The 22,768-nt window shown below is 73.8% G+C and carries 21 protein-coding genes; 15 read left to right on the top strand and 6 right to left on the bottom strand.

Going from position 1 to position 22,768, the window contains the following annotated elements; all coding sequences use genetic code 11:
- Positions 1-90: 90 nt before the first annotated feature.
- Positions 91-333: a DUF6458 family protein gene (locus AC24FB_RS06795; protein ID WP_425714265.1), complete on the bottom strand. Its 243-nt coding sequence runs from the start codon at positions 331-333 to the stop codon at positions 91-93.
- Between the two features lie 174 nt (positions 334-507).
- On the opposite strand from AC24FB_RS06795, the gene AC24FB_RS06790 reads away from it, so the two are divergent.
- Entirely contained in the window at positions 508-1,254 is a 747-nt protein-coding gene (locus AC24FB_RS06790) for an SAM-dependent methyltransferase (protein ID WP_425714266.1), read from the top strand.
- Between the two features lie 118 nt (positions 1,255-1,372).
- Here the strand turns inward: AC24FB_RS06790 and pgm are convergent, their stop codons facing one another.
- The gene (pgm, locus tag AC24FB_RS06785; RefSeq protein WP_425714267.1) at positions 1,373-3,055 is read right to left on the bottom strand and encodes a phosphoglucomutase (alpha-D-glucose-1,6-bisphosphate-dependent); all 1,683 of its coding nucleotides are present in this window, start codon (positions 3,053-3,055) and stop codon (positions 1,373-1,375) included.
- Positions 3,056-3,364: 309 nt separating this feature from the next.
- On the opposite strand from pgm, the gene AC24FB_RS06780 reads away from it, so the two are divergent.
- The 7 genes from AC24FB_RS06780 (at position 3,365) to AC24FB_RS06750 (ending at position 9,308) form a co-directional block, all read left to right on the top strand.
- The gene (locus tag AC24FB_RS06780) at positions 3,365-4,009 is read left to right on the top strand and encodes a hypothetical protein (RefSeq protein ID WP_425714268.1); all 645 of its coding nucleotides are present in this window, start codon (positions 3,365-3,367) and stop codon (positions 4,007-4,009) included.
- A gap of 98 nt (positions 4,010-4,107) precedes the next feature.
- Positions 4,108-4,917: a hypothetical protein gene (locus AC24FB_RS06775; RefSeq protein ID WP_425714269.1), complete on the top strand. Its 810-nt coding sequence runs from the start codon at positions 4,108-4,110 to the stop codon at positions 4,915-4,917.
- A gap of 168 nt (positions 4,918-5,085) precedes the next feature.
- Positions 5,086-5,889, top strand: coding sequence for a hypothetical protein (locus AC24FB_RS06770; protein WP_425714270.1), 804 nt, complete (start codon positions 5,086-5,088; stop codon positions 5,887-5,889).
- Between the two features lie 86 nt (positions 5,890-5,975).
- Entirely contained in the window at positions 5,976-6,323 is a 348-nt protein-coding gene (locus tag AC24FB_RS06765; protein ID WP_425714271.1) for a rhodanese-like domain-containing protein, read from the top strand.
- 65 nt (positions 6,324-6,388) lie between these two features.
- Complete coding sequence (locus tag AC24FB_RS06760; protein ID WP_425714272.1) at positions 6,389-7,264, top strand: DUF5926 family protein; 876 nt, start codon at positions 6,389-6,391, stop codon at positions 7,262-7,264.
- Positions 7,265-7,398: 134 nt separating this feature from the next.
- Entirely contained in the window at positions 7,399-8,337 is a 939-nt protein-coding gene (locus tag AC24FB_RS06755) for a glycosyltransferase (RefSeq protein WP_425714273.1), read from the top strand.
- An 83-nt stretch (positions 8,338-8,420) separates the two neighbouring features.
- A complete protein-coding gene (locus tag AC24FB_RS06750) occupies positions 8,421-9,308 on the top strand; it encodes a sulfite exporter TauE/SafE family protein (RefSeq protein ID WP_425714274.1) in 888 nt (295 codons plus the stop codon).
- A gap of 20 nt (positions 9,309-9,328) precedes the next feature.
- On the opposite strand, the gene AC24FB_RS06745 is transcribed toward AC24FB_RS06750, so the two are convergent.
- Complete coding sequence (locus AC24FB_RS06745) at positions 9,329-11,734, bottom strand: hypothetical protein (RefSeq protein WP_425714275.1); 2,406 nt, start codon at positions 11,732-11,734, stop codon at positions 9,329-9,331.
- Between the two features lie 125 nt (positions 11,735-11,859).
- Here AC24FB_RS06745 and pheA point away from each other — a divergent pair, with 125 nt between their 5' ends.
- Positions 11,860-12,792: a prephenate dehydratase gene (gene pheA, locus AC24FB_RS06740; RefSeq protein ID WP_425714276.1), complete on the top strand. Its 933-nt coding sequence runs from the start codon at positions 11,860-11,862 to the stop codon at positions 12,790-12,792.
- A 120-nt stretch (positions 12,793-12,912) separates the two neighbouring features.
- Here pheA and AC24FB_RS06735 read toward each other — a convergent pair whose 3' ends face one another.
- Complete coding sequence (locus AC24FB_RS06735; protein ID WP_425714277.1) at positions 12,913-13,758, bottom strand: ParA family protein; 846 nt, start codon at positions 13,756-13,758, stop codon at positions 12,913-12,915.
- Between the two features lie 148 nt (positions 13,759-13,906).
- Between AC24FB_RS06735 and AC24FB_RS06730 the strand changes: the two genes are divergently transcribed.
- Complete coding sequence (locus AC24FB_RS06730) at positions 13,907-14,314, top strand: TOBE domain-containing protein (protein WP_425714278.1); 408 nt, start codon at positions 13,907-13,909, stop codon at positions 14,312-14,314.
- Between the two features lie 59 nt (positions 14,315-14,373).
- Here the strand turns inward: AC24FB_RS06730 and AC24FB_RS06725 are convergent, their stop codons facing one another.
- Positions 14,374-15,648 carry a diacylglycerol/lipid kinase family protein gene (locus AC24FB_RS06725; RefSeq protein ID WP_425714279.1) on the bottom strand — a complete coding sequence of 425 codons (1,275 nt, stop codon included), beginning with the start codon at positions 15,646-15,648 and terminating at the stop codon, positions 14,374-14,376.
- A gap of 90 nt (positions 15,649-15,738) precedes the next feature.
- Entirely contained in the window at positions 15,739-16,053 is a 315-nt protein-coding gene (locus AC24FB_RS06720) for a YbjQ family protein (protein ID WP_425714280.1), read from the bottom strand.
- Positions 16,054-16,190: 137 nt separating this feature from the next.
- On the opposite strand from AC24FB_RS06720, the gene serS reads away from it, so the two are divergent.
- The 5 genes from serS to AC24FB_RS06695 all read left to right on the top strand — a co-directional run bounded on the left by serS (position 16,191) and on the right by AC24FB_RS06695 (position 22,761).
- Positions 16,191-17,465 (top strand): serine--tRNA ligase, encoded by a 1,275-nt coding sequence (gene serS, locus AC24FB_RS06715; RefSeq protein ID WP_425714281.1) that lies wholly within the window; start codon positions 16,191-16,193, stop codon positions 17,463-17,465.
- Positions 17,462-18,796 (top strand): HAD family hydrolase, encoded by a 1,335-nt coding sequence (locus tag AC24FB_RS06710; protein ID WP_425714282.1) that lies wholly within the window; start codon positions 17,462-17,464, stop codon positions 18,794-18,796. The genes serS and AC24FB_RS06710 overlap by 4 nt, the downstream gene beginning before the upstream one ends.
- Positions 18,797-19,011: 215 nt before the next feature.
- Positions 19,012-20,424 (top strand): ABC transporter substrate-binding protein, encoded by a 1,413-nt coding sequence (locus AC24FB_RS06705; RefSeq protein WP_425714283.1) that lies wholly within the window; start codon positions 19,012-19,014, stop codon positions 20,422-20,424.
- 4 nt (positions 20,425-20,428) lie between these two features.
- The gene (locus AC24FB_RS06700) at positions 20,429-21,790 is read left to right on the top strand and encodes an ABC transporter permease subunit (protein ID WP_425714284.1); all 1,362 of its coding nucleotides are present in this window, start codon (positions 20,429-20,431) and stop codon (positions 21,788-21,790) included.
- Positions 21,787-22,761, top strand: a complete 975-nt coding sequence (locus AC24FB_RS06695; protein ID WP_425714285.1) for a carbohydrate ABC transporter permease — start codon at positions 21,787-21,789, stop codon at positions 22,759-22,761. Before AC24FB_RS06700 ends, AC24FB_RS06695 begins: the two co-directional genes overlap by 4 nt.
- The last annotated feature ends 7 nt before the right edge of the window (positions 22,762-22,768 follow it).

Here is a 22,768-nt window from a genome sequence, read left to right as displayed (position 1 = left end):
CCGTGCCTGTCGGGAATGGTGCTGGGGGTTCGGGGTCCGACGTCGGGCTCCGGCCCTCGGGCCCGGACGCGCGAGGTGACGCCGGGGTGGTCAGACGCGCGGGTCCCGGGGGTCGTGCACCTCGACGTCCGGGGGCCCCGTGCGCTCGACCCGGGTCACGTGCTTCGTGCGCCGTCGGGACACGATCTGGATGATCCCGATGATGACGGCGACGACGCCGACCCCCATGAGGATGTAGCCGACCATCGTGAGGTCGACCTCCGCGATCGAGTCCTGGACCGCGAACGACAGGATCGCTCCCGCCGCGATGAGGATGATGCCGAGGGCAGCCATGCTCGCCTCCTCGTTCGGTTCGGGACCCGTGGGCCGGGTCCTCGGAGCCCCAGGATGGCAGGTGGGCCGTGCGCGTGCGCGCCGAGAGGTCGACGCGGCCCCCGGAAAACACGTGGCTGCCGCGATCCGGCGGGTGGCACCCTCCGGGACCGAGACGTCCACCGAGGGGGAGACATGAGCGGCCCGACCACCGACGAGACCGACCCGCTGCCGCCGAGCGGGACCGGGGCGCGGCTCGAGATCAACTCGCCGCTGTCCTCGGACACGGTGCGCAGGCTCGCCCGCGCGGCCACCGCGCACGACCCCACCACGATCGTCGACCACGGCTGCGGGTGGGGAGCCATGCTGCTCGCCTGCCTCGAGGAGGCGCCGCGGGCCCGGGGGCTCGGGCTCGACGTCCACGGCCCCGACATCGTCCGGGCCGGCTCCGACGCCGAGCGCCGGGGCCTGGCCGACCGGGTCGAGTTGCGCGAGGCGGACGCCACCGGGTGCACCGACCGCGCCGACCTGCTCATCAGCCTCGGTGCCTACCAGGCGTTCGGCAGCGTCCCCGAGGCGCTCGTGGCCCTGCGCGAGCGGCGCGCCGGGGGCGGACGGCTGCTGTTCGGCTGCGAGACCTGGGCCGGGACGCCGACCGCGGACGAGCTCGCCCACATGTGGGACGGCGCCTCCACCGACGACTGCCGCACGCTGGTGGAGGTCGTCGAGGACGCGTACGCCGCGGGCTGGGTGCTGCTCGGCATGCACGAGACGACCCGCCAGGAGTTCGACGACTTCGACCTCGGGCACCTGCGCGAGCGCCAGGAGTGGCTCGCACGCCACCCGGACCACGCCGACGCCGACGAGATCGCCCGCGAGGTGACCGACTGGCTGCGCGGGCACCGGCGGCCGCTCGGCTTCGTCACGCTCCTGCTCGGCTGACGGCGCCGCGGTCGGCCGAGCGGCCGGGGCGACGTCAGGCCTCGACGGCGCCGCGCTCGCCGAGTCGCCGCGTGCCGGGCGCCGCTACGTCCCGGGTGCCGCTACGTCCCGAGAGCGGCTACGCGCCGAGGGCGTTCCCGACGACGGCGCGCGCCTCCTCCTGGACCTGCGCCAGGTGGTCCTCGCCCTTGAACGACTCGGCGTAGATCTTGTAGACGTCCTCGGTGCCGGACGGGCGGGCCGCGAACCAGGCGTTCTCGGTGGTCACCTTGAGGCCGCCGATCGCCTCGCCGTTGCCGGGGGCATCGACGAGTCGGGCCGTGATCGGCTCGCCCGCGAGCGACGTGGCGGCGACGTCGTCGGGGGAGAGCTTCTTCAGGCGGTCCTTCTGGTCCGGGGTCGCGGGCGCGTCGATGCGGGCGTAGGCGCTCGCGCCGAACCGCTCGACGAGACCGGCGTGCCGCGCGCTCGGCGAGGTCCCGGTGACGGCCGTGATCTCCGAGGCGAGCAGGGCGAGGAGGATGCCGTCCTTGTCCGTGGTCCACACAGTCCCGTCGGTGCGCAGGAACGAGGCGCCCGCGGACTCCTCACCGCCGAACCCGACCGTGCCGTCGAGCAGGCCCGGCACGAAGTGCTTGAACCCGACCGGCACCTCGATGAGCCGGCGGCCGAGCGAGTCGGCCACGCGGTCGATGAGCGACGAGGACACGAGGGTCTTGCCGATGGCGGCCTCGGGGCGCCAGTCCGGGCGGTGCGCGAACAGGTAGTCGATCGCCACGGCGAGGAAGTGGTTGGGGTTCATCAGCCCGCCGTCGGGGGTGACGATGCCGTGCCGGTCGGCGTCGGCGTCGTTGCCCGTGGCGATGTCGTAGGGGGCCGCCTGGCCGTCCGTGGCCGCCATGATCTCGCGCAGGGAGGCCATCGCCGACGGCGACGAGCAGTCCATCCGGATCTTGCCGTCCCAGTCGAGCGTCATGAACCGCCAGGTCGGGTCGACCTCTGGGTTGACCACCGTGAGGTCGAGGCCGTACCGCTCGCCGATCTCGCCCCAGTAGGCCACCGCGGCGCCGCCGAGCGGGTCCGCGCCGATCCGCACGCCGGCGGAGCGGATCGCGTCGAGGTCGAGGACGTTGGACAGGTCGTCGACGTAGGCGGACATGAAGTCGTGCGTGCGGGTCGACTCGAGCGCGAGCGCCTTGTCCACCGGCATCCGCTCCACCTGCCCGACGCCGGACGCCAGCAGCTCGTTCGCGCGGGCCGCGATGGCGGAGGTGGCCGCCGAGTCGGCCGGCCCGCCGTGGGGCGGGTTGTACTTGAAGCCGCCGTCGCGGGGCGGGTTGTGGCTCGGCGTGATGACGATGCCGTCCGCGAGCCCGGGGCCGTCGAGGCGGAGGCCGCCCGTGGTGCCGGCGCCGTTCGCCCTCAGGATCGCGTGCGAGAGGGCCGGGGTCGGGGTGTAGCCGTCGCGGGCGTCCACCCGCAGCTCGACTCCGGCCGCGCCGAGCACCTCGACCGCCGTGGTCCACGCCGGGTCCGACAGCGCGTGCGTGTCCTTGGCCAGGTAGAGCGGCCCGTCGACGCCGGCTCCGCGGCGGTGCTCGACGATCGCCTGCGTGATCGCGACGATGTGCGCCTCGTTGAACGCCGTGTCGAGGCTCGAGCCGCGGTGGCCCGACGTCCCGAACACCACGCGCTGGGCGGGATCCTCGGGATTCGGGGTGCGGTCGTAGTAGGCGCCGCGGACCGCGTCGACGTCGATGAGGTCGGAGGGCTGAGCAGCTGTGCCGGCGCGCGGGTCCATGAGGTGATCCTGCCAGCAGCCGCGCCGATGTTCGAGGGGGGAACGCACCCGACGACGAACTTCCGGTGGCGCCGCCGTTCTCATCGCCGACCCCAGTCGTTGTGTGCCGACCCAGGTACTTATCGCCGACCCCAGTCGTTGTGTGCCGACCCAGGTGACGGCGTCGGTGGGGTCGGCAGGTAGTTGCTTGGGTCGGCGCACGACTATATGGCTCGGCGCACGACTACATGGGTCGGCGGGAACTGTCGGGCTCGGCGTGGGGGAGCGGTGCCGATGGGCAGCCGGTCCTACGCCTGTCACTATCTGTCGGTGACCGACCCCTATGCGCACGGCCCCAGCGCAGGGCCGAACGGCTACTCCCCGGTGCCCGGCGGTGCTGTGCCGGGGCCGGGCAGCCAGGTCCACGGGCCGAACGGCTACGCCGCAGGTGCGAGCGGCAACGCCTACCTGGCCGGCCCTGACAGCAACGCCTACGGCCGCCCCGACCACGGCAACCCGTACGCCGTGCCGCCGCCCGGGCTGCCCGACCGCGTGCGCCGCCCCGGCTGGATCACCGCCGCCGCGATCATCGTGTGGTTCTTCGCCCCGTGGGCGCTGCTCGCCGGACTCTTCGCCATGTTCATCGGGGGGATCAGCCAGATGTGGGGCGAGTCCGACAGCACGGTCTTCGGTGATCTGCAGCCGGGGGCCGCGCTGACACTGATCGGGCTCGGGATCGTCGTCGTGTCGGTCCTCGCGATCGTGCTCGGGGTGCAGCTGTGGCAGGGCAAGCAGGTCGGTCGGATCGGGCTCACCGTGATCATGGCGGGTGCGTTGGTCTGGCTCGTCGTGCACACGTGGGGTGGCGAGGGCAGCCCGTGGCTGGGCGTGGTGCTGGGGGTGTTCGTCGTCGTCGCGATGTGGTTGCCCGCCAGCACCCGATACGTCCGCGAGCGCGCGGCCCGACGCCGCTGATCCGATCGAGCTCGACCGCCGCGCACGGGGGGAGGACTACCCGGTGGGCGCTCGTCACATCTCGGTCGTCGCGTCGCCTGGACTGCGACACTCGAGCGGTGTCGAACAGCTACGGGCAGGACGGATGGGGCCAGTCCCCCCAGATCGGTTACCCCTCCTGGGGGCAGAGCGACGGGCGCGGGTACGGTGCGCAGACCGCGTACGGGCAGAGCCCCGCGGACCCGGGCGTCCCCGTCGCTCCGCAGTACGGCGGCTACGCCCCGCAGGGACAGAACGCCCAGTTCGGCCAGCCGCAGTACGGGCAGCAGCCGTTCGGCGGCTACGCCCCGCAGGGGCAGAACGCCCAGTTCGGCCAGCCCCAGTACGGGCAGCCGCAGCTCGGCCAGCCCCAGTACGGCCAGCCCGGTGGATTCCCTCCGTACCCGAACCAGGACGGCAACCCCTTCGCCGCCCCGCCGAGCTACGGCATGGGCGGTCCCGGTGGCCACGTCGAGCGCCCCGGCATGCTCAAGGCCGCCTGCATCATCCTGTGGGTCGGAGGCGCCCTCGCGGTTCTCGTCAGCCTGGTGTTCTTCGCGACCGACCCCGCGGAGGCCGGCATCTACGGGATCGAGAACTCCACCTGGAAGCTCATCTGGTTCGGCGTGCTGATGGCGAGCGCCCTCGACATCGTGCTGCCGGTCTTCGTCTGGAAGGGATCGAACGCTGCCCGTATCGCGGTGACGATCTTCATCGGCCTGTCGACCCTGGTGAGCCTCGGCAGCTTCGCCAACGGCGCGGACGCCGGCTCCGGAATCGGGGGAATCGCCGTTTCCGTCCTCGTTCTCGTCTTCCTGTGGCAGAGGTCGAGCACCGAGTACATGGCCTATCGCAAGCGCCTCAAGGACTCGGGGCGGCAGGTGCTCTGACGGGCGACGGGGGACGGCGGCGCTGAAGCGTCTCCGCCCACTCCTCACGTCCGTCGGGGAGAACACCGGACGATCCACCCCCGCACACGTGCGCGACCGGGGAAATGTGCCCGACGGGCGCTCGTCACACTTGGGTTCTCGCACCGCTGAGACTGCAACAATCAAGGCATGTCGAACAGCTACGGGCAGGACGGGTGGGGCCAGACCCCGCAGCAGGGCGACCCCTCCTGGGGCCAGAGCCAGCAGGGCGAGTACGGCGCGCAGACCCCGTACGGGCAGAGCCCGGCGGACCCGGGCGTGCCCGCGGCCCCGCAGTACGGCGCGTACGCCGACCCGGGGCAGCAGGGCCAGCCGCAGTACGGCGCGTACGCCGACCCGGGGCAGCAGGGCCGGCCGCCGTACGGCGCCTACGCCCCGCAGGGCCAGAACGCCCAGTTCGGCCAGCCGCAGTACGGCCAGCAGGGTGGCGCTCAGTACGGCCAGCAGGCCGGTCTCCCGACCTACCCCAACCAGGACGACAACCCCTTCGCCGCGCCGCCGGCCTACGGCATGGGCGGCCACGGCAGGCCCGTCGAGCGGCCCGGCATGCTCAAGGCCGCCTGCATCATCCTGTGGGTCATCTCGGGCCTGGCTCTCCTGGGCGGGTTCGCCTACCTCGCGCTGGACCCGTCCGACGTTGCTCCCGCGGGTACCTACATCCGGGAGGACGACCTGCGGGCCATCGGCGTCGGGGTCCTGATCGGGGCGGTGCTCTACGCCTTCCTCACGGTGCTCGTGTGGCGCGGGAGCAACGTCGGGCGGATCATCCTCACCGTGCTGCTCGTCCTGTCGGTCCTGGGGGCACTCGCGAACATCGCCAGCGGCGCGGCGGCCGGGGTCGTGACGCTCCTCCTCGTCGTCCTCGTCCTCGTCTTCCTGTGGCAGAAGACCAGCAGCGAGTACATCGCCTACCGCAAGAGCACCAAGGTCTGAGGTCTGTCGTCGTCGGGCCCCTGCACGAGCCCCGGCGCCACCCCACCCCACTGGACGGACGGCCCGCCGCCAGGGAGGCTGGACCCATGCCCATCCCCGACGCACCTGCCGACGTGACCATCGCCGACCTCCCCGGCGAGACCATCCCCGAGGGCTACACGCTCCTCGACGTCCGTGAGGACGACGAGTGGGAGGCCGGCCACGCCCCCGGCGCCGTCCACATCCCCCTCGGCGAGCTGACCGAGCGCGCCGACGAGCTCGGCGACGCCGACCTGCTCGTCATCTGCCGCACCGGCGGCCGCTCGGCCCGCGCCGCGCAGTGGCTCAACCAGTCCGGGTACGACGCCTGGAACGTCGACGGCGGGATGGCCGGCTGGGCCGCCGCCGGCCGCGAGATCGTCTCCTCCGACGGATCCGTGCCCGAGATCATGTGACCGACCGCCGCGGCCCGGGCGCTCCCGGCGCCCCCAGGGCCGCGGCGCAACTAGGCTTGCGCGTCATGGGTAAGGCATCGAGGCGCCGTGCGCGCCAGCAGGAGCGTCCGACGCGGGTGCGCCCGCCGAAGGTGGAGTACGTCGAGCGTCCCTTCGAGGGGCTGGCGGCGGAGACCGACCTCGTGGCCATGCGCGAGATCGTCCCGGCGGCGACGATCCCCGTCCGCACCACGGCCGAGCACGGCGGCGCGGACGTCCTCATCGCCAGCCTGCTGCCGGACCTCGCCCCGGCGCTGCGCCGCGAGGACGGCACGATCCTCGTCGGCATGCAGACGGCGAGCAGCTCCGGCGACGCGTCCCGCGACGTCGCCCACGCGCTCCTGCGCGCCCTCGAGCTCGAGCCCGGCCAGCCGCTGCCCGTCGGCGCGCTGCCCGAGCCCGGCCCGCGCCTGCAGGACATCCTCGACCCCGCGGTCGAGCCGACCATCGACGTCCACGCCGACTTCGGCTACTGGGTCTCCGCCGACCAGCAGGACGAGGCCGAGGTGGCCCAGGCCGTCAAGGACAGCGCCGACCAGATCGTCCCCACTGTGCGGATCGACTCCGCCGGCTCCGCCTACTGGTGCCGGATGGGCCGCGAGTTCGTCCGCTGGGTCCGCCCCGAGGACCCCGAGACCGTGTTCGACGCCCTCGCCCGCCTGCACGCCGCGCGCGAGTCCGCCATCGAGGAGGGCACCCGGTTCGTCGGCGCCTTCCGCACGTGCGGTCTCCTCGTCCCGGTCTGGGAGCTCGCCCCGGGCACCGAGGCCGACGACGTCGAGGGCCCGCTCGGTGAGCTCGGCACGCGGCTCGACGCCGCCCTCGCCGTCACCGAGCCGCTGACCGCCGACGAGCGCCGCGCCCGCGCCGGACTCGTCAGCCGCCAGGTCTCCCTCCGATAGGTCTCGCACCGGTCGTTCCCGCTCTGCCGGGCCTCGCTCCGGCAGGTCTCGCGACGCCGGCACCGCGCGCCACGCCGGGTCCCACGAACGCGGACAGGTGGGTCGCCCCGCGCCAACCTGGTTAGGGTGGGACTGTGGCGCAGGACTCCAGGCGGGTGGCGGTGGTCGTCCCGGCCAAGGACGAGGGCACGCACATCGCTGCGACCATCCGGGCCTGCCGGGCGATCCCGCACGTCGACCTCGTCCTTGTCGTGGACGACGGCTCGACCGACGACACCCAGCACGTGGCCCGCGCGGCCGGCGCCGTCGTGGTCCGCCACTCGGTCAACCGGGGCAAGGCGTCCGCGATGGAGACCGGCGCGTCCGTCGTCTCGATGCGCGACCTGCCCGACGCCCCGCCGCGCGCGCTCCTGTTCGTCGACGCGGATCTCCAGGACTCCGCCGTCGGGCTCGCCCCGCTCGTCGAGGCCGTGCTCGCCGGGGACACGGACCTCGCGATCGCCGTCCTCCCGCCGCAGAAGGGCTCGGGCGGCCGCGGCCGCGTGGTGCGCATGGCCCGCGCCGCGATCGAGTCCGCCACCGGGTTCGTCAGCGCGCAGCCCCTGTCCGGCCAGCGCTGCCTCACGCGGCGCGCCTACGAGTCCGTGCTGCCGCTCGCGCGCGGCTGGGGCGTCGAGGTCGGCATGACGATCGACCTCCTCGTCGCCGGCCTCACCGTCCAGGAGATCCCCTGCGACGTCAGCCACCGCGCCACGGGCCGCGACATGGCCGGCCGGATGCACCGCGCGCGCCAGTACCGCGACGTGGCCATGGCGGTCGCCGGACGCGCCTCCCGACGCCACAACGTGCCGATGAGCCGCCGCGGCCCCGAGGCCGACGACCAGCAGCCCGGCGAGCCCTACCGCGCCTGGGCCCCGCGCAGGCCGGAGGACGGCGACACCCCGCCCGACGACGAGACCCCCGCCGGGGACCCCACCGCCGACGGGGCCGCCCAGGTCGAACCGCAGGGCCAGCCGACGGCGGAGACCCCCGCGACCCCGGACCCCCCGCGCTCGGCGGACTCGCCGGCGTGACGCGGCCCCGGCCCGACGTCGTGCATCGGGTCCGTCCCGACGGCGCACCCCGCCCGCGCCCCACCTCCGAGTAGGGGACGCGCATGGAGGCCATCGCCCTCGCGACCGCGATCGGCGCGGTCGTCGGCGTCGTCGTCGGCACGCTCGGTGCCGGGGGCGGGGTGCTGACCGTCCCCGCGCTCGTCTACCTGCTCGGCATGGGCCCCCACGCGGCGGCGACGGCGTCGCTCGTCATCGTCGGCGTCACCTCGCTCGTCACGCTCGTTCCCCACGCCCGGCGCGGCAACGTCCGGCTGCGCGGCGGCCTCGTCTTCGGCGCGGTGGGCGCGGTGGCGTCGGCCGGCGGGGCGTGGCTCGCCCACCTGGTCGACGGCCCCGCCCTCATGGCCGCGTTCTCCGTGCTCCTCCTCGGCGTCGCCGTGCTCATGGCCAGGCGCGCGTCCGCGGACCGTCGCGACGCCCGCGAGGCGGAGCTGAGGGCACTCGCGGACGCCGGCGATAACGAGAGCGAGATGCCCGACGACGACGCCACCACCGGTGCGCCGCAGGATCTCCCGCAGGCGGACCGGGCTCCCGCGGGACGGCGGTGGCGCGGTGCCCTCCGTCTGATCGGGCTCGCGGCGGTGGTCGGGCTGCTCACGGGGTTGTTCGGCGTCGGGGGAGGTTTTGCGGCGGTCCCCGCGCTCGTGCTCGCGCTCGGCTACCCGATGCGCGCGGCCGTGGGCACCTCGCTGCTCGTCATCACGATCAACTCCGCGGCGGGGCTGCTCGCCCGCGTGCCGCAGGGCATCGACCTCGACGTGCCTGTCGTCCTCGCCTTCGCGCTGGCCTCGACGCTCGCCGGCCAGCTCGGTGCCCGACTCTCGACCCGCACGCCGCCGGCCACGCTGACGACCGTCTTCGCCGTGCTCCTCGTGGTGGTCTCGGTGCTCACGGCGTCGCAGGCGCTGCCGGACCTGTTCGCCGGCTGACCCTCGCCGGTCCGCGCGGGTCAGGCGTCGACGGCGGTGCGCGCGCCCTCGTCGCCCCGGTCGTCCGCCTCGTGCAGGGGCCCGTGGCGGGGGCGCTCGAGCAGCCACGACGCGAGCAGCGCGAGGGTGAGCGGAACGGCGAGCGCCACGCCGAGGGCCGGGATGACGATCCCCGAGTCGTTGACGGCGAACCCGATGATCCACAGGATCAGCAGGGCGACCGCCGCGGGCTTCAGGACCTGGGCGGCCTCGGGGAGGGCGAGCGTCGCCGTCGTGCCCGGTGAGGAGGTGGCCGCCGCGTCGTTCGCCGTCGTGCCGTTCGTCGTCGTGCCCGTCTCCGGGCGGCGGACGAGCCAGCCGTAGTCCGAGGTAGCGGCCGTGTCCGGCCGGCGCAGCGGCCGGGCCACGAGGACCACCACGACGATCGCTCCGACCGCCGCGAGCACCGTGAGCGGGGAGGACACGAGGATCTCGAGGTTGCGGCCGAGCTTGCGCCAGATGACGTCGAACGCGCCACCGTCGAGGAGCGTGCCGACGAACCGGCCCAGGTGCGTGCGCTCGTCGGGTGGGCGGAGCCAGTCGAGCAGCGAGACGGTCGCGACCACGGCCACCGTGACGGCCCCGATGAGCAGCACGCGCGGCCACGTCACGCGGACCCCCGCCACGAGGAGCGCGAGCACGACGAACGCGGGGATCATCGCCGGGGGCCCGCCGAAGTCGGCGCCGAATGCGGGCCAGCCGTCGATGGCCGTGGCCACCGCGCCGATGGCGAGCGCTGCCGCGGCGGCCGCACGCCCCCGCCCGCGGGCGACGAGGGCCTGCGCCGCGGTCGCCGCGAGCAGCAGGGACGCCGTGGCGAACAGCGCGAAGTAGTGGTTCGACATCCCGAAGTACCGGGCGCCGATCTGGGGCTGCGTGCCGAGCACGGACCCGAGGAAGAGGTGGGAGCCGAGCATGACGTCGGCGGCGATGACGACCGCCGTCACGCCGGAGACCACCGCGGTGGGGCCGACCAGCGAGTGCCGCCACGGCCCGCCGACGGCGACGAGGGCCAGCAACAGCGCCCCGGCGACGGTGACGCCGGCGAGCGCGAGGCCGGCCGGCTCGAACCGCCACCACGGCAGCAGCGAGGACGCGATGAGCGCCACCGGCAGGGAGGCGACGACGAGGGCCGCCGCGCGCAGGACCCGCAGGACCCGGTGGCGCGCCCGCTCGGTGCCGCCGAGCGCGGCGAGGACGCGCCGGTTGAGGCCCACGAGCGCCGCCGCGCCGAGCCCGATGTTGAGCCCGACCAGCCACAGGACGGCCGGCGAGACGAGCGGGGCCACGGCGAGCGCCCGCACGCCGACGTCGCGCAGGCCCGCCGCGCGGTCCGCCGGGTCGTCGTCGCCGGGCCGGGTGACGAGCGCGGAGCCCACGAGCCCGGTCGGCTGGTCGACGTCGAGCAGGGAGAGCACGGTGGGCAGGAGGTCGGGCGCCTGGACCATGCCGTCCGTGCGGGTGGCCGGGGAGGTGGCGAGCCCGGAGCCCTCGCCCGCGCCGGTGAGCGCGAGCGCCTGGAGGGTCGAGGTGCGGGTGCCGTCGTAGAGGGAGGCGAGCAGGATCGTCGGCTCGCTGCCGGTCTCGGCCAGGGCGTCGACGACGGCGCCCACCCGGGCGTCGAGCTCGGCGGGCGTGCGGGCGCCGGGGGGCTGCTCGCCCGGGGATTCCTCGCCCGGTGCGGCCTCGCCCGGTGCTGCCTCGCCGTCCGGGGCGCGTCCGGTGGCGTCCGCGGGGTCGAGGTCGACGACGACAAGGTCCGCTCCGTCCTCGATCGCGGAGGCGGTCAGCGCCCCGAGCTCGGCGTCGTCGTCCGTGGTGGGGCGTGCGTCGGCGACGGTCCCGTCCGGCTCGGCGAGCGCGACCGCCGCGCCGCCGCCGATCGCCACCGCGCTGCGACCCGCCTCGGCGAGCGACCCGCCGAGGGTGCCGGGCACGGCGTCGAACCGGTCGGTACGGGCGCCCTCGACGTACTCCGACCAGCCGGGGACCTGCCACTCGCCGCCGGTCTCGGTGCCGGTCTCGGTGCCGACGGGCGCGGGTGGGAGGCAGTCGCCGCCGTCGCGCTCGCCGGCCGCCCGCTGACCCGCCGAGAGGGCGAGCCAGCCGTCGGTGCGGCACGTGGTCGAGCCGACCGAGCGGACGACGAGGTTGGCGGAGTACCCCTCGGCTGCCAGCTCCGCGATCCGGGGCGTCTCTCCGTCGTCGATGTCCTCCCAGGTCAGACCGCCGGTGCCGAGGACGACGACGGGGGTGTCGTCGTCGGACGTGTCTGCAGGGGTGGCCCCGTTCGCGAGGAGCGGGAGGATGAACGGGCTGATCATCGCGATGAGCACGAGCACGCCGAGGACCAGCACGACCCTGCGCCGGCGGTCGTCGCGCCTCACGCGAGGACCCGGATCGGGCGGTGCGGGCCGAGATTCATGCGTCCGAGGGTACGTCGCGGGCGGTGGCGGGCCGGGGGCGGGTCGGTGCGGGACCGGTCACGGCCCCGCGTGGTTAGGCTCGGCCGGTGCGCTACACCTACCTGGGCCCCGCGGGCACGTTCACCGATGCCGCGCTGCGGCAGATCCTCGACGACGACGCCGACGTGGCCGAGCCGAGCACCGACGTCCCCGGGGCGCTCGCCGGCGTGCGCGAGGGGCGGTTCGACCGGGCCGTCGTCCCGATCGAGAACTCGGTCGAGGGTGGGGTCAACGCCACGATCGACTCGCTCGTGGCCGGCGACGAGCCCCTCGTGGTGGTCGCCGAGATGCTCGTGCCCATCGAGTTCGAGCTCGTCGCGCGGCCCGGCACCGAGCTGGCCGACGTCCGCCGCATCGCCACCCATCCGCACGCGTGGGCGCAGTGCCGCGGCTGGGTCGCCGAGCACCTGCCGGGCGCGGTCCACGTCCCCGCGACCTCGACCGCCGCGGCCGCGGACATCCTCGCCGGGGAGGGTGATCCCGGGTTCGACGCCGGGATCGTCTCCCCGCTGGCCGGCGCCCGGTACGAGCTCCCGGTACTCGCCCACGACGTCGGCGACAACCGCCGCGCCGTCACCCGCTTCATCGCGGTCTCCCGGCTCGTGCCGCCGCCCCCGCCGACCGGCGCCGACAAGACGACGCTGCTCGTCCACCTGCCCGACGACGAGGCCGGCGCCCTGCTGACGATGCTCGAGCAGTTCGCGGCCCGCGGGGTCAACCTCTCCCGCATCGAGTCGCGGCCGATCCGGGACGCCATCGGCCGGTACGCCTTCTCGATCGACGCCGAGGGGCACGTGGCGGACGAGCGCGTCAAGGCCGCCCTGCTCGGGCTCAGGCGGGTGTGCCCGTTCGTCCGGTTCCTCGGCTCCTACCCGCGCGCCGACCAGCGCAGGCCGGTGCTCGCCCGCGGCACGTCCGACCAGGAGTTCCACGAGGCCCGCGCCTGGGTGACGGCGCTCGCCGACGGAAGCGCCTACTGACCTCGTCGCCCCCTTCCTGGCGAGTGAGCGGCTTTCCTCCTGACGAGTGAGCGGGCTTCTGCCCGGTCCGACCAACCGCAATCTCGACGGCTACCAACCGCAATCTCGACGAGCAGGTCCTCAGTCGTCGGTGGATGCGTCCGACATGGCGTCGACGAGCTGGGCCGCCAGCTGCCCGTAGTGCTGCGACAAGGTGCTGCCGGGCGTCCAGATCTCGAAGGGGCGCTTCCGGGTGGCGGGCTCACCGTGCTCGGCCGGGACCACCGGGACATGCGGGCTGAGCACGAGGGGCGACCACGCCTTGTCCGTCGGAACCTCCGCGAGCTCGGGCTCCTCGGTCGACGACGCATTCTCAGCCGGCCCGCCCGCCGGGGCGCCGACCACCACGCCGCGGAGTCGGACGAGATCGGACCGGTTGCCGCCCTCGTCGTGGATGAGCCGGCGGTAGGCCTCGACGCTCGCCACGATGTTCGACACCTCGGCGAGGTCCTTCGGCGATCGGGTGGTGGTGACGACGACGTCGGACGCGGCGTTGAGGGCCGTCACCAGGCGGGCGCCCGAGCGGATCCGACCGCAGTCGATGACGACGAGGACGTAGTCGTCGGCGGTGGTCAGCGCGTGGTGGAGCTGCGGACCCGCGCCGGCGCGCGGCTCACGGGCCGGGCCGGACGACGCCGGGACGAGCCGGAGCCGCTCGTGGTCCGTGGTGGGGACGGCGAGGGACCGGGCCCATCCGAGGGGGTAGTCGTCGTCGAGGATCGCGCCCACGTCCTGGCCCTCCTCCCACGGCTCGGCCTGCAGCCACCGGGTGGCCTCGCCGTCGGGGGAGAGGTCGATGAGCAGGACCTCCTCGCCGGCGCGCGCGGCCTCGAGCGCGAGCGCCACTGCCGTCGTCGTGCCGAAAGCGGTCGTGCCCGCGTGCGACAGCGCGAGCACCTGGCGGTCGGAGCCGGAGGTCGAGGTCATGACTGCACGCTATCGACCGGGCGTCCGGGGCGCGTCAGCCCTCGGGGCACACCTGCTCGGTCGCGAGTCGGACGTCCGCTCACTCGCCGGGAGGACGTCCGCTCACTTGCCGGCCAGGAGGCGCAGGTGCGGGTGCTAGCCTCCAGGAATGCCGCACATTCGGATCCGCACCGTTGCCGACCTGCTCGGAGTCTCCGACGACACCGTCCGCCGCTGGGTCGACCAGGGGCGGCTCGAGGCGGGTGGCGACGGCGGCCGGCTCTCCGTCGACGGCGCCTTCGTCGCCGCGCTCGCCCAGGAGCTCGCGAGCGAGAAGCACGTCGACTCCCTCGACGACGGCATCGAGCGTCGCTCGTCGCGCAACCACCTCACGGGCATCGTCACGCGCATCGTCTCCGACACCGTGATGAGCCAGGTCGAGCTGCAGTGCGGCGCCTACCGCGTGGTCTCGCTCATCTCGACCGAGGCCGTCGAGCAGCTCGGCCTCGAGGTGGGCTCGCCGGCGACCGCCGTCATCAAGGCGACCAACGTCTCGATCGAGGGCACCGGGACCTGACCGAGCCCGTCGTCGGGCGGTCGGTGAGCGACCTCGGCGTGGGCGGGCGGCCCCGGGGATCAGTCCTGGAGCTTCTCCGGGTGGCGCTCCGCCGGCTCGCCGGGCACGTGCTCGCCGGTGCGGGCCTGGAGCCGGTCGGGAGGCACGGGGTAGCGCATCTGCAGCGCCCCCTTCTCGACCCGGACCTCGACGGCGCCGGACGTGCTCAGCAGGTCGCCGTCGAGCTGGACGTGGGCCGCGTCCTCGGCCACGACGCGCACGCGACGCGCCGGCTTGAACAGCAGCTCGCTGCCCGGGAGCTCGCCGGTGCGGCGCCGGCCGGCGCGCTGGGCGAGAACGGAGATCCCGAGGTTGGCCCAGCCCACGATCCCGAAGCGCGTGTCGACGGTGACGACCTCGAGCACGCCGTCGTCGAACCGTGAGTCGGGGGACAGGACGAGGTTGCCGGGCAGCAGGCCGCAGTTGGCGAGCATGACGGTGCGGATCTTGAGGTGCTCGGGCTCGGCGTCGTCGACCGCCACCGAGACCTTGAGGCGCGACTTGACCATGTTCTTCACGCCGCCCACGAAGTAGGCGACCCAGCCGATCCGCGACTTCAGGTCGTCGTCGGTCCCATGGACCATGTCGGCGTCGAAGCCGAGCCCGGCGATGACGGTGAATGCGTGCCACCCGTCGCGGCCCGCGCCGGACTCCTCGACGAGGATCCCGTCCTCGTCCTGCGGCACCTCACCCTGGTCACGGACACGGAGCCATCCGACGTCGACCGGACCCGTCGGCTCGGTGGTCGCGATCCGGACGAGCTCGTCGGTGCGCTCGAGCGGGAGGCCGAGGTTGCGGGCGAGCAGGTTGCCGGTGCCCAGCGGGATGACGCCCATCGGGGTGCCGGTCCCGGCGAGGACCTCCGCCACGGCGCGCACCGTCCCGTCGCCACCCGCGGCGACCACCGTGCTGGCCCCGGCGCGCAGAGCCTCTTCGGCCTGGCCGCGGCCCGGGTCGTCGGCGGTCGTCTCGAACCACAGCGGCTCCTGGCGGCCCTCGCGGACGGCGGCGGCCCGGAAGAGGGTGCGCAGCTCGTCGACGTCGACGTTCTTCGACGGGTTGACGACCACGGCGACCGGCGGGGGAGCGGGCCGGGCCGCCTCCTCGGCGGCCCTCGCGGCGGCCTCCTTCCGGGCCGCGCGCTCCTCCTCGAGCACGCGTGCCGCCTCGGCGTTCGCGGCGGCCGACTCGCGCTCGAGCTGGCCCCGCCTGCGGGCGACGGAGATCGTGACGAGAAGGACGGGCAGCGCGATCACGATCGCGACGACGAGGACGATCAACCATTCCGTGGGCACGCCTCACGGTAGCCCGGGCCGCGCCGACGTCGCGCGCCACGGCTGGTGACGCGCGGCGTCGTGGACCGCGGCGGGAAGGAGGGGTGGGCGTCAGGCGATGCGGACGGCGGTGCCCGAGGCGGTCACCATCATCATTCCCTGGCCGACCGACTCGTAGTCGATGTCGACGCCGACGACCCCGTTGGCACCGAGCTCGATCGCCCGCTGCACCATCTCGCCGAGCGCGGACTCACGGGCGCCGCCGATCTCGCGCTCGTAGCCCTCGGAGCGACCGCCCACGAGGTTGCGGAAGCCCGCACCGATGTCCTTGAACATGTTGATGCCGACGACCGTCTCGCCGGCGACGACGCGGAGGTACTCGGCGATGTTCGCGTTCTGGATGGTGGACGTGGTGGTGACGATCATGGGGGCACCCCTCGGGTCTGGGTCGGGCGGTTGACAGGTGGGCCGCACGCGGTCCGGCGCACATCCTGGCACCACCGGGGGCACGCGGGGGCGAGCACGGACGGGGACCGGTTCCCCCGGCGGCATAGGCTCAGGTCATGATCGATGTGCGTGCCCTGCGCGAGGACCCCCAGCCCGCGCGCGACAGCCAGGTGGCCCGGGGTGCCGACCCCGCCCTCGTCGACCGGATCCTCGAGGCGGACGCGCGGCGCCGCACCGCCCTCGGCGAGTTCGAGTCGCTGCGGGCCGAGCACAAGGAGTTCTCCCGGAGCGTCGGCAAGGCCTCGCCCGAGGAGCGGCCCGCGATCCTCGCGCGCGCCAAGGAGATGGCCGGCGAGGTGAGCGCGGCGCAGGAGCGGGCCGACGCCGCCGGGGCCGAGGCCGACGAGCTCCTGTGGCAGATGCCCAACATCATCGCCCCGGGCATCCCCGCGGGCGGCGAGGACGACTACGAGGTGCTCGAGCACGTGGGCACGCCCCGCGACCTTGCCGCCGAGGGCGTGACCGTGCGCGACCACCTCGACATCGCGGAGTCGCTGCGCGCGATCGACATGAAGCGCGGCACCAAGGTCTCCGGCGCGCGGTTCTACTACCTCACCGGCATCGGCGCCCGCCTCGAGCTCGCCCTTCTCATGCGCGCGGCGGACCGGGCGGAGGCCGCCGGCTTCACGCTCATGACGACGCCGACCCTCGTGGGCCCCCAGATCATGGCCGGCACCGGCTTCCTCGGTGCGCACGCGGACGAGATCTACCACCTCCCGGCGGACGACCTGTACCTCACCGGCACGTCCGAGGTGGCGCTCGCCGGCTACCACGCCGACGAGATCATCGACGTCAGCGGCGGCCCGCTGCGCTACGCCGGCTGGTCCACCTGCTACCGCCGCGAGGCCGGCTCGTACGGCAAGGACACCCGCGGCATCATCCGGGTCCACCAGTTCAACAAGCTCGAGATGTTCTCCTACGTCCACGCCGAGGACGCGGCCGACGAGCACGCCGGCCTGCTCGAGCTCGAGCGGGAGATGCTCGACGCCGTCGAGCTGCCCTACCGGATCATCGACACCGCCGCCGGCGACCTCGGGTCCTCGGCCGCACGCAAGTTCGACTGCGAGGCGTGGCTGCCCAGCCAGGAGCGCTGGATGGAGGTCACGTCCACCTCGAACTGCACGACCTTCCAGGCCCGCCGCCTCGGCACGCGCGAGCGCACCGAGAAGGGCACGACCCCGGTCGCGACCCTCAACGGGACGCTCGCCACCACGCGGTGGATCGTCGCGCTCCTCGAGAACCACCAGCAGGCCGACGGCTCGGTCCACGTGCCCGAGGCGCTGCGGCCCTACCTCGGCGGCCGCGAGGTCCTCGCCCCGGTGGCCGCGTGACGCGGCACGAGGACGAGGCCCTCGTCGCCACCCCCGCCGGGGACCAGGCGATCCTCGACGCCCAGACGGACCTGCCCCCCGAGGCCGACCAGCCGGTCCACGCGCGGGACCACGGCGAGAACCTGCCCGACGACGACGGGGCCGCGCCGTCGGCCGACCCGTCTGCCGAGGGGCGGGCGACCGTTGCCGACGCCGACGCCGACGCCGACGCCGACGCCGACGCCGACGCCGACCCGGACCTCGGGCCCGCCGGGGCCCACGTCGTCGACGACGAGGCGGACGCCGCCGTCGTCGAGGGTGACGAGGCCGAGGCCGAGGTCGACGGGGCGGAGGTCGAGGCCGAGGCGGACGTCGAGCTCTGGGACGACGGGGAGCCCGACGACGAGACGGATGGTCGGCGGAACGTGCGGCGCACGGCCCCCGCCGTCGGGCTCGCGCTCACCCGGGCCGCCTCGTGGGCGCGGAACGTCGTGCGGCGTCGCCCGCGGACCCACCCGCTCGTCGAGGCCGTCGCCGCGCTGCCGGAGGCGGGGCCGGACCTGCTCGTGGCGCTCGACATCGACGGGACGATCCTCCACCACGACACGACGCTGTCGCCGCGGGTGGCCGAGTCCGTCGCCGCGCTGCGCGACACGGGTGCCCACGTCATGCTCGCGACCGGCCGCTCGGTGTTCGCCACCGTGCCCGTGGCCCGCCGGCTCGGCCTGACCAGCCGGTACGCGATCTCCTCCAACGGAGCCGTCACCGTGCGACTGGACGAGGAGGCCGAGGGCGGGTTCGAGCTCGACCACGTCGTCACGTTCGACCCCGAGCCGGCGCTGCGCGCGCTGCACCAGGCGATCCCGGACGGGGTGTTCGCCGTCGAGGACGTGGGCACCGGGTTCCGGTTGTCCTCGCCGTTCCCGCCCGGCGAGCTCGGCGGCGAGTGGGAGCTCGTCGACCTCGAGGACCTGTGCTCGCGGGAGGTCACCCGGCTCACCGTGCGGGCGGCGCACCTGGACGCGCACACCTTCCAGGAGGCGGTCCACTCGGCCGGCATGCAGTCGGTGACCTACGCGATCGGGTGGTCGTCCTGGGTCGACGTCGCGCCCGAGGGGATCTCCAAGGCGACCGCGCTCGAGCGTGTGCGGGACCTGCTCGGCGTGGACCGGGCGGCGACGGTCGGCGCCGGCGACGGCTCGAACGATGTCGAGATGCTGTCCTGGGCCGGGCTCGGCGTGGCGATGGGCGGCGCGCGGCCGGAGGTCAAGTCCTACGCCCGCACCGAGGTCGCGCCCGTCGAGGCGGACGGCCTGGCCGACCTCCTCGACCTGCTCGCCGCGCCCCGCTGACGCCCTGGGCGCACCTCCGACGACGCCCTGGGCGCTCCTCCGACGACGCCCCCGGCCGGTCCCGACGGTGGCCCGACCGACCCCGACGACGACGCCGCCCGTCCCCGCATCGGCGTGACCCGTTCGAGACCTCGATCGTGGCGCTGTGGCGGGTCGCCCGGCCTACGCTGACCTCGTTCACGATGTGGAGAACGGTTGGCCGAGGAGGGCGAACGATGGCACGACTCATGACGCGACGACGCAGCATGACGGTGGTTGCGGGACTCACGGTGGCAGCGATGCTCGCCGCCTGCGGCGGCGGTGGTGACGACGAGTCCGACGACGGCGGCGACACCTCCGAGGAGGGCGGCTCCGACGGCGCCGCGGGCGGCGGCGAGGACGGCGGCGACGGCGGTGGCGAGGTCGAGCTGCCCGAGCTCGAGGGCTACGCGGAGCTCGACGGCGAGTCGATCGTCGTGGCCTCGGACTGGTCCGGCGCCGAGCAGGAGAACTTCGAGATCGTCATGGACGCCTTCGAGGAGGCCACCGGCGCCGAGGTCACCTACGAGTCCTACGGGAACAACGTGGCCACGACGATCGGCACGCGGGTCGAGGGCGGCAACCCCCCGAGCATCGCGCTCATCCCGCAGCCCGGCCTCATGGACCAGCTCGCGGCCGACGGCAGCATCGTGCCCCTGTCCGAGGACACCCTCGCGGCGGTCGAGGAGAACTACGCGGAGACGTGGATCGACCTCGGCTCGGTCGAGGGCGAGGTCTACGGCGTGTGGTTCAAGGCCGCCAACAAGTCGACCATCTGGTACAACACGCAGGTCTACGAGGACGCGGGCGCCGAGGTGCCCGAGACCTGGGAGGACTTCGTGTCCACCCTCCAGCTCGTCTCCGACTCCGGAGTTCCGGGGCTCTCGGTCGGTGCCGACGTCGGCTGGCCGCTGACCGACTGGTTCGAGAACGTCTACCTCCGCACGGCGGGGCCGGACATGTACGACCAGCTCGCCGACCACGAGATCCCGTGGACCGACCCCAGCGTCATCGAGGCGCTCGAGGCGCTCGCCGAGGTGTGGAGCAACGACGCGCTCCTGCTCGAGGGCGGTGGGCAGCGCTCGTTCCCGGACTCGGTGACGTCGGTGTTCTCCGACCCGCCCGAGGCCGGCACCGTGTTCGAGGGCGACTTCGTGGCCGGCAACATCGCCGACCAGACCGAGGCCGTCGTCGGTGAGGACGCCCTGTTCTACCCCTGGCCCACGATGAACGACTCCGCCCCGTCCGTCATGGGCGCCGGCAACGTCGCGGTCGCGTTCGACGACAACGAGGCCACCGCCGAGCTCATGCGCTACCTCGCCTCGCCCGAGGCGGCGAACATCTGGATCGAGCTGGGCGGCTTCACCTCGCCGAACCAGAACGCGGACCTCGACCTGTACCCGGACGAGATCTCGCTCGAGATCGCCCAGCAGCTCGTCGACGCCGAGGTCTTCCGGTTCGACCTGTCCGACCTCGCGCCGTCGGCCTTCGGCGGCACCGAGGGCGAGGGCATGTGGCAGATCCTCATCGAGTTCTACGAGGACCCCTCCGACCCGGAGGCCACGGCCCAGGCTCTCGAGGACGCTGCGGCCGCCGCGTACGGCGACTGACGACGTGACCACGGCCGAGACCACCACGGCCGCACCGGGCGGGGGGCGCGCACGTCGCGCCCCCCGCTCGGGGACCAGCACGTGGGTGGTCCTCGTCATCCTGCTCGGTCCCGCGGTCCTGATCCTCGGGGCGCTCGTCGCCTACCCGATCGTCTTCTCGCTCGTCCGCGGCCTGTTCGACCAGTCCGGCGAGACCTTCGTCGGCCTCGGGAACTACGTCGACATGTTCACGGACGCCCAGACGTTCCGGGCCCTGCGCAACAACGCGATCTGGGTGCTCGTCGCGCCCGCGGTGTGCACGGTGCTCGGGCTGATCTTCGCCGTGCTCATGGAGCGGATCCGCTGGCAGACGGCCTTCAAGCTCATCATCTTCATGCCGATGGCGATCTCGATGCTCGCCGCCGGCGTCATCTTCCGGTCCGTCTTCCAGCAGAACCCGGACATCGGCCTCGCCAACGCGGTCATCGTCTCCGTGCAGGAGATGGTCGGCGCCGAGTCCACGAGCTACCCCGACGCGCGGCCGCGGCCCGAGGGTGCCGTCGAGCTCCAGGAGACCGGCGAGATGACGTCGACCGAGGAGGTCGCGGCCGGCTCCGTCGTCGAGATCCCGCTCGTCGGCATCGCCGAGGAGAGCCGGCCCGCCGACGCCGTCGACGCCGTGGAACCGCCCGCGGCCGGCGACGACCAGGTGACCGGCGCCGTGTGGTTCGACTTCATCGTGGGCGGCGGCGGCACGAACGGTGAGGTCGGGGACGGCAAGCCCGGCCTCGGCGGGATCGACGTGGTGCTCACCGACGCCTCCGGGGCCGAGGTCGCCACCGCGGTGACGCAGGACGACGGGACCTTCGTCGTCGAGGGGCTCGACCCGGGAGGCGAGTACACGCTCACGCTCCCGGCGAGCAGCTTCGCCCCCGGCGCCTCTGGCATCGACTGGCTCGGCCCGGGACTCATCACGCCGGTGACGATCCTCGCCTACGTGTGGATCTGGGCCGGTTTCGCCATGGTGATGATCGCGTCCGGCCTGTCCTCCGTCGACCGCTCCCTGCTCGAGGCCGCCCGGACCGACGGCGCCAACGAGTGGCAGGTCTTCCGGCGGATCACGGTGCCCCAGCTCGCGCCCGTGCTCATGGTCGTCATGGTCACGCTCGTCATCAACGTGCTGAAGATCTTCGACCTCGTCTACGTCATCCCGCCCGGGGTGTCGAAACCGGCCGCCGACGTCATCGCCACCCGCATGTGGACCGTGTCGTTCGGCGGGGGCAACGACCAGGGCCTCGGCTCGGCGCTCGCGATCTTCCTCCTGCTGCTCGTGCTGCCGGCGATCCTGCTCAACATCCGCAACTTCCGACGAGGAGGTCAGGCATGACCGCCGTCGTCGGCACCACGCCGCCCGTGGACGACCCCGAGGCCGGCGGTCCCGGAGGGACGGGGGGACCCGGAGGCTCCGGCCCGGGCGCCACGCCCCCCGCCACCCCACCCGGCTCCCGCCCCGGCGGCGGCTCGAGGGTCGCGCGGTTCCTCGGCCGCGGCGTCGTCAACGTCGTGCTCGTCGTCGTCGCGCTCGTGTGGCTCGTCCCGACGGTCGGACTGTTCTTCTCCTCGCTGCGCAGCTCGCAGGCCAACGCCCAGTCGGGCTGGTGGACGGGGTTCCTCGACCTCTCGCAGTTCTCGGTGGACAACTACCGGAACCTGCTCGAGGCGGACTGGATCATGTCCTCCCTGTGGAACACGGTGCTCATCGTGGTCCCGTCCACGCTGCTCGTCGTGGGCCTCGGGGCGATGGCCGGCTACGCGCTCGCCTGGGTGCGGTTCCCGGGGCGCGACTGGCTGCTCATCGTCATCATCGCGTTCATGGCGGTGCCGCTCCAGGTGGCGTTCATCCCGCTCGCGCGCCTGTTCGGGGACATCGGGATCTTCGGCTCGATCACGGCCGTCGTCCTGTTCCACACCGCGTTCGGCCTGCCGTTCGCCGTGTTCCTGCTGCGGAACTTCTTCATGCAGATCCCCGCGGAGATGCTCGAGGCCGCGCGCATCGACGGCGCGAGCGAGCTGCGGATCTTCGTCCGCATCGCCCTCCCGCTGGCGATGCCCTCGATCGCCTCGCTCGCGATCTTCCAGTTCCTGTGGTCGTGGAACGACATGCTCGTCGCCCTGCTGTTCTCCTCCCCGGAGAGCCAGCCGATCACGGTGGCGCTGCAGTCCCAGCTGCGGCAGTTCTCGTCGAACATGGACGTGCTCTCCGCGGGCGCGTTCCTCTCGATGATCGTCCCGCTCATCGTGTTCTTCGCGTTCCAGCGGTACTTCGTCAGCGCGCTGATGGCGGGCTCGCAGAAGTAGGTGGGGG

Source organism: Georgenia sp. Z1344 (assembly GCF_057652375.1).
The sequence above is the reverse complement of the archived record's forward strand: the minus strand, read 5'-3'. Positions and strand labels throughout refer to the sequence as shown.

What these genes read in the sequence shown, in the direction of transcription:
- AC24FB_RS06730 (WP_425714278.1), top strand. Translation starts at nt 13,907, where the DNA reads ATGCCGCACATTCGGATCCGCACCGTTGCCGACCTGCTCGGAGTCTCC.
- AC24FB_RS06695 (WP_425714285.1), top strand. Translation starts at nt 21,787, where the DNA reads ATGACCGCCGTCGTCGGCACCACGCCGCCCGTGGACGACCCCGAGGCC.
- serS (WP_425714281.1), top strand. Translation starts at nt 16,191, where the DNA reads ATGATCGATGTGCGTGCCCTGCGCGAGGACCCCCAGCCCGCGCGCGAC.
- AC24FB_RS06765 (WP_425714271.1), top strand. Translation starts at nt 5,976, where the DNA reads ATGCCCATCCCCGACGCACCTGCCGACGTGACCATCGCCGACCTCCCC.
- AC24FB_RS06720 (WP_425714280.1), bottom strand. Translation starts at nt 16,053, where the DNA reads ATGATCGTCACCACCACGTCCACCATCCAGAACGCGAACATCGCCGAG.
- AC24FB_RS06705 (WP_425714283.1), top strand. Translation starts at nt 19,012, where the DNA reads ATGGCACGACTCATGACGCGACGACGCAGCATGACGGTGGTTGCGGGA.
- AC24FB_RS06795 (WP_425714265.1), bottom strand. Translation starts at nt 333, where the DNA reads ATGGCTGCCCTCGGCATCATCCTCATCGCGGCGGGAGCGATCCTGTCG.
- AC24FB_RS06760 (WP_425714272.1), top strand. Translation starts at nt 6,389, where the DNA reads ATGGGTAAGGCATCGAGGCGCCGTGCGCGCCAGCAGGAGCGTCCGACG.
- AC24FB_RS06790 (WP_425714266.1), top strand. Translation starts at nt 508, where the DNA reads ATGAGCGGCCCGACCACCGACGAGACCGACCCGCTGCCGCCGAGCGGG.
- AC24FB_RS06735 (WP_425714277.1), bottom strand. Translation starts at nt 13,758, where the DNA reads ATGACCTCGACCTCCGGCTCCGACCGCCAGGTGCTCGCGCTGTCGCAC.
- pgm (WP_425714267.1), bottom strand. Translation starts at nt 3,055, where the DNA reads ATGGACCCGCGCGCCGGCACAGCTGCTCAGCCCTCCGACCTCATCGAC.
- AC24FB_RS06770 (WP_425714270.1), top strand. Translation starts at nt 5,086, where the DNA reads ATGTCGAACAGCTACGGGCAGGACGGGTGGGGCCAGACCCCGCAGCAG.
- AC24FB_RS06750 (WP_425714274.1), top strand. Translation starts at nt 8,421, where the DNA reads ATGGAGGCCATCGCCCTCGCGACCGCGATCGGCGCGGTCGTCGGCGTC.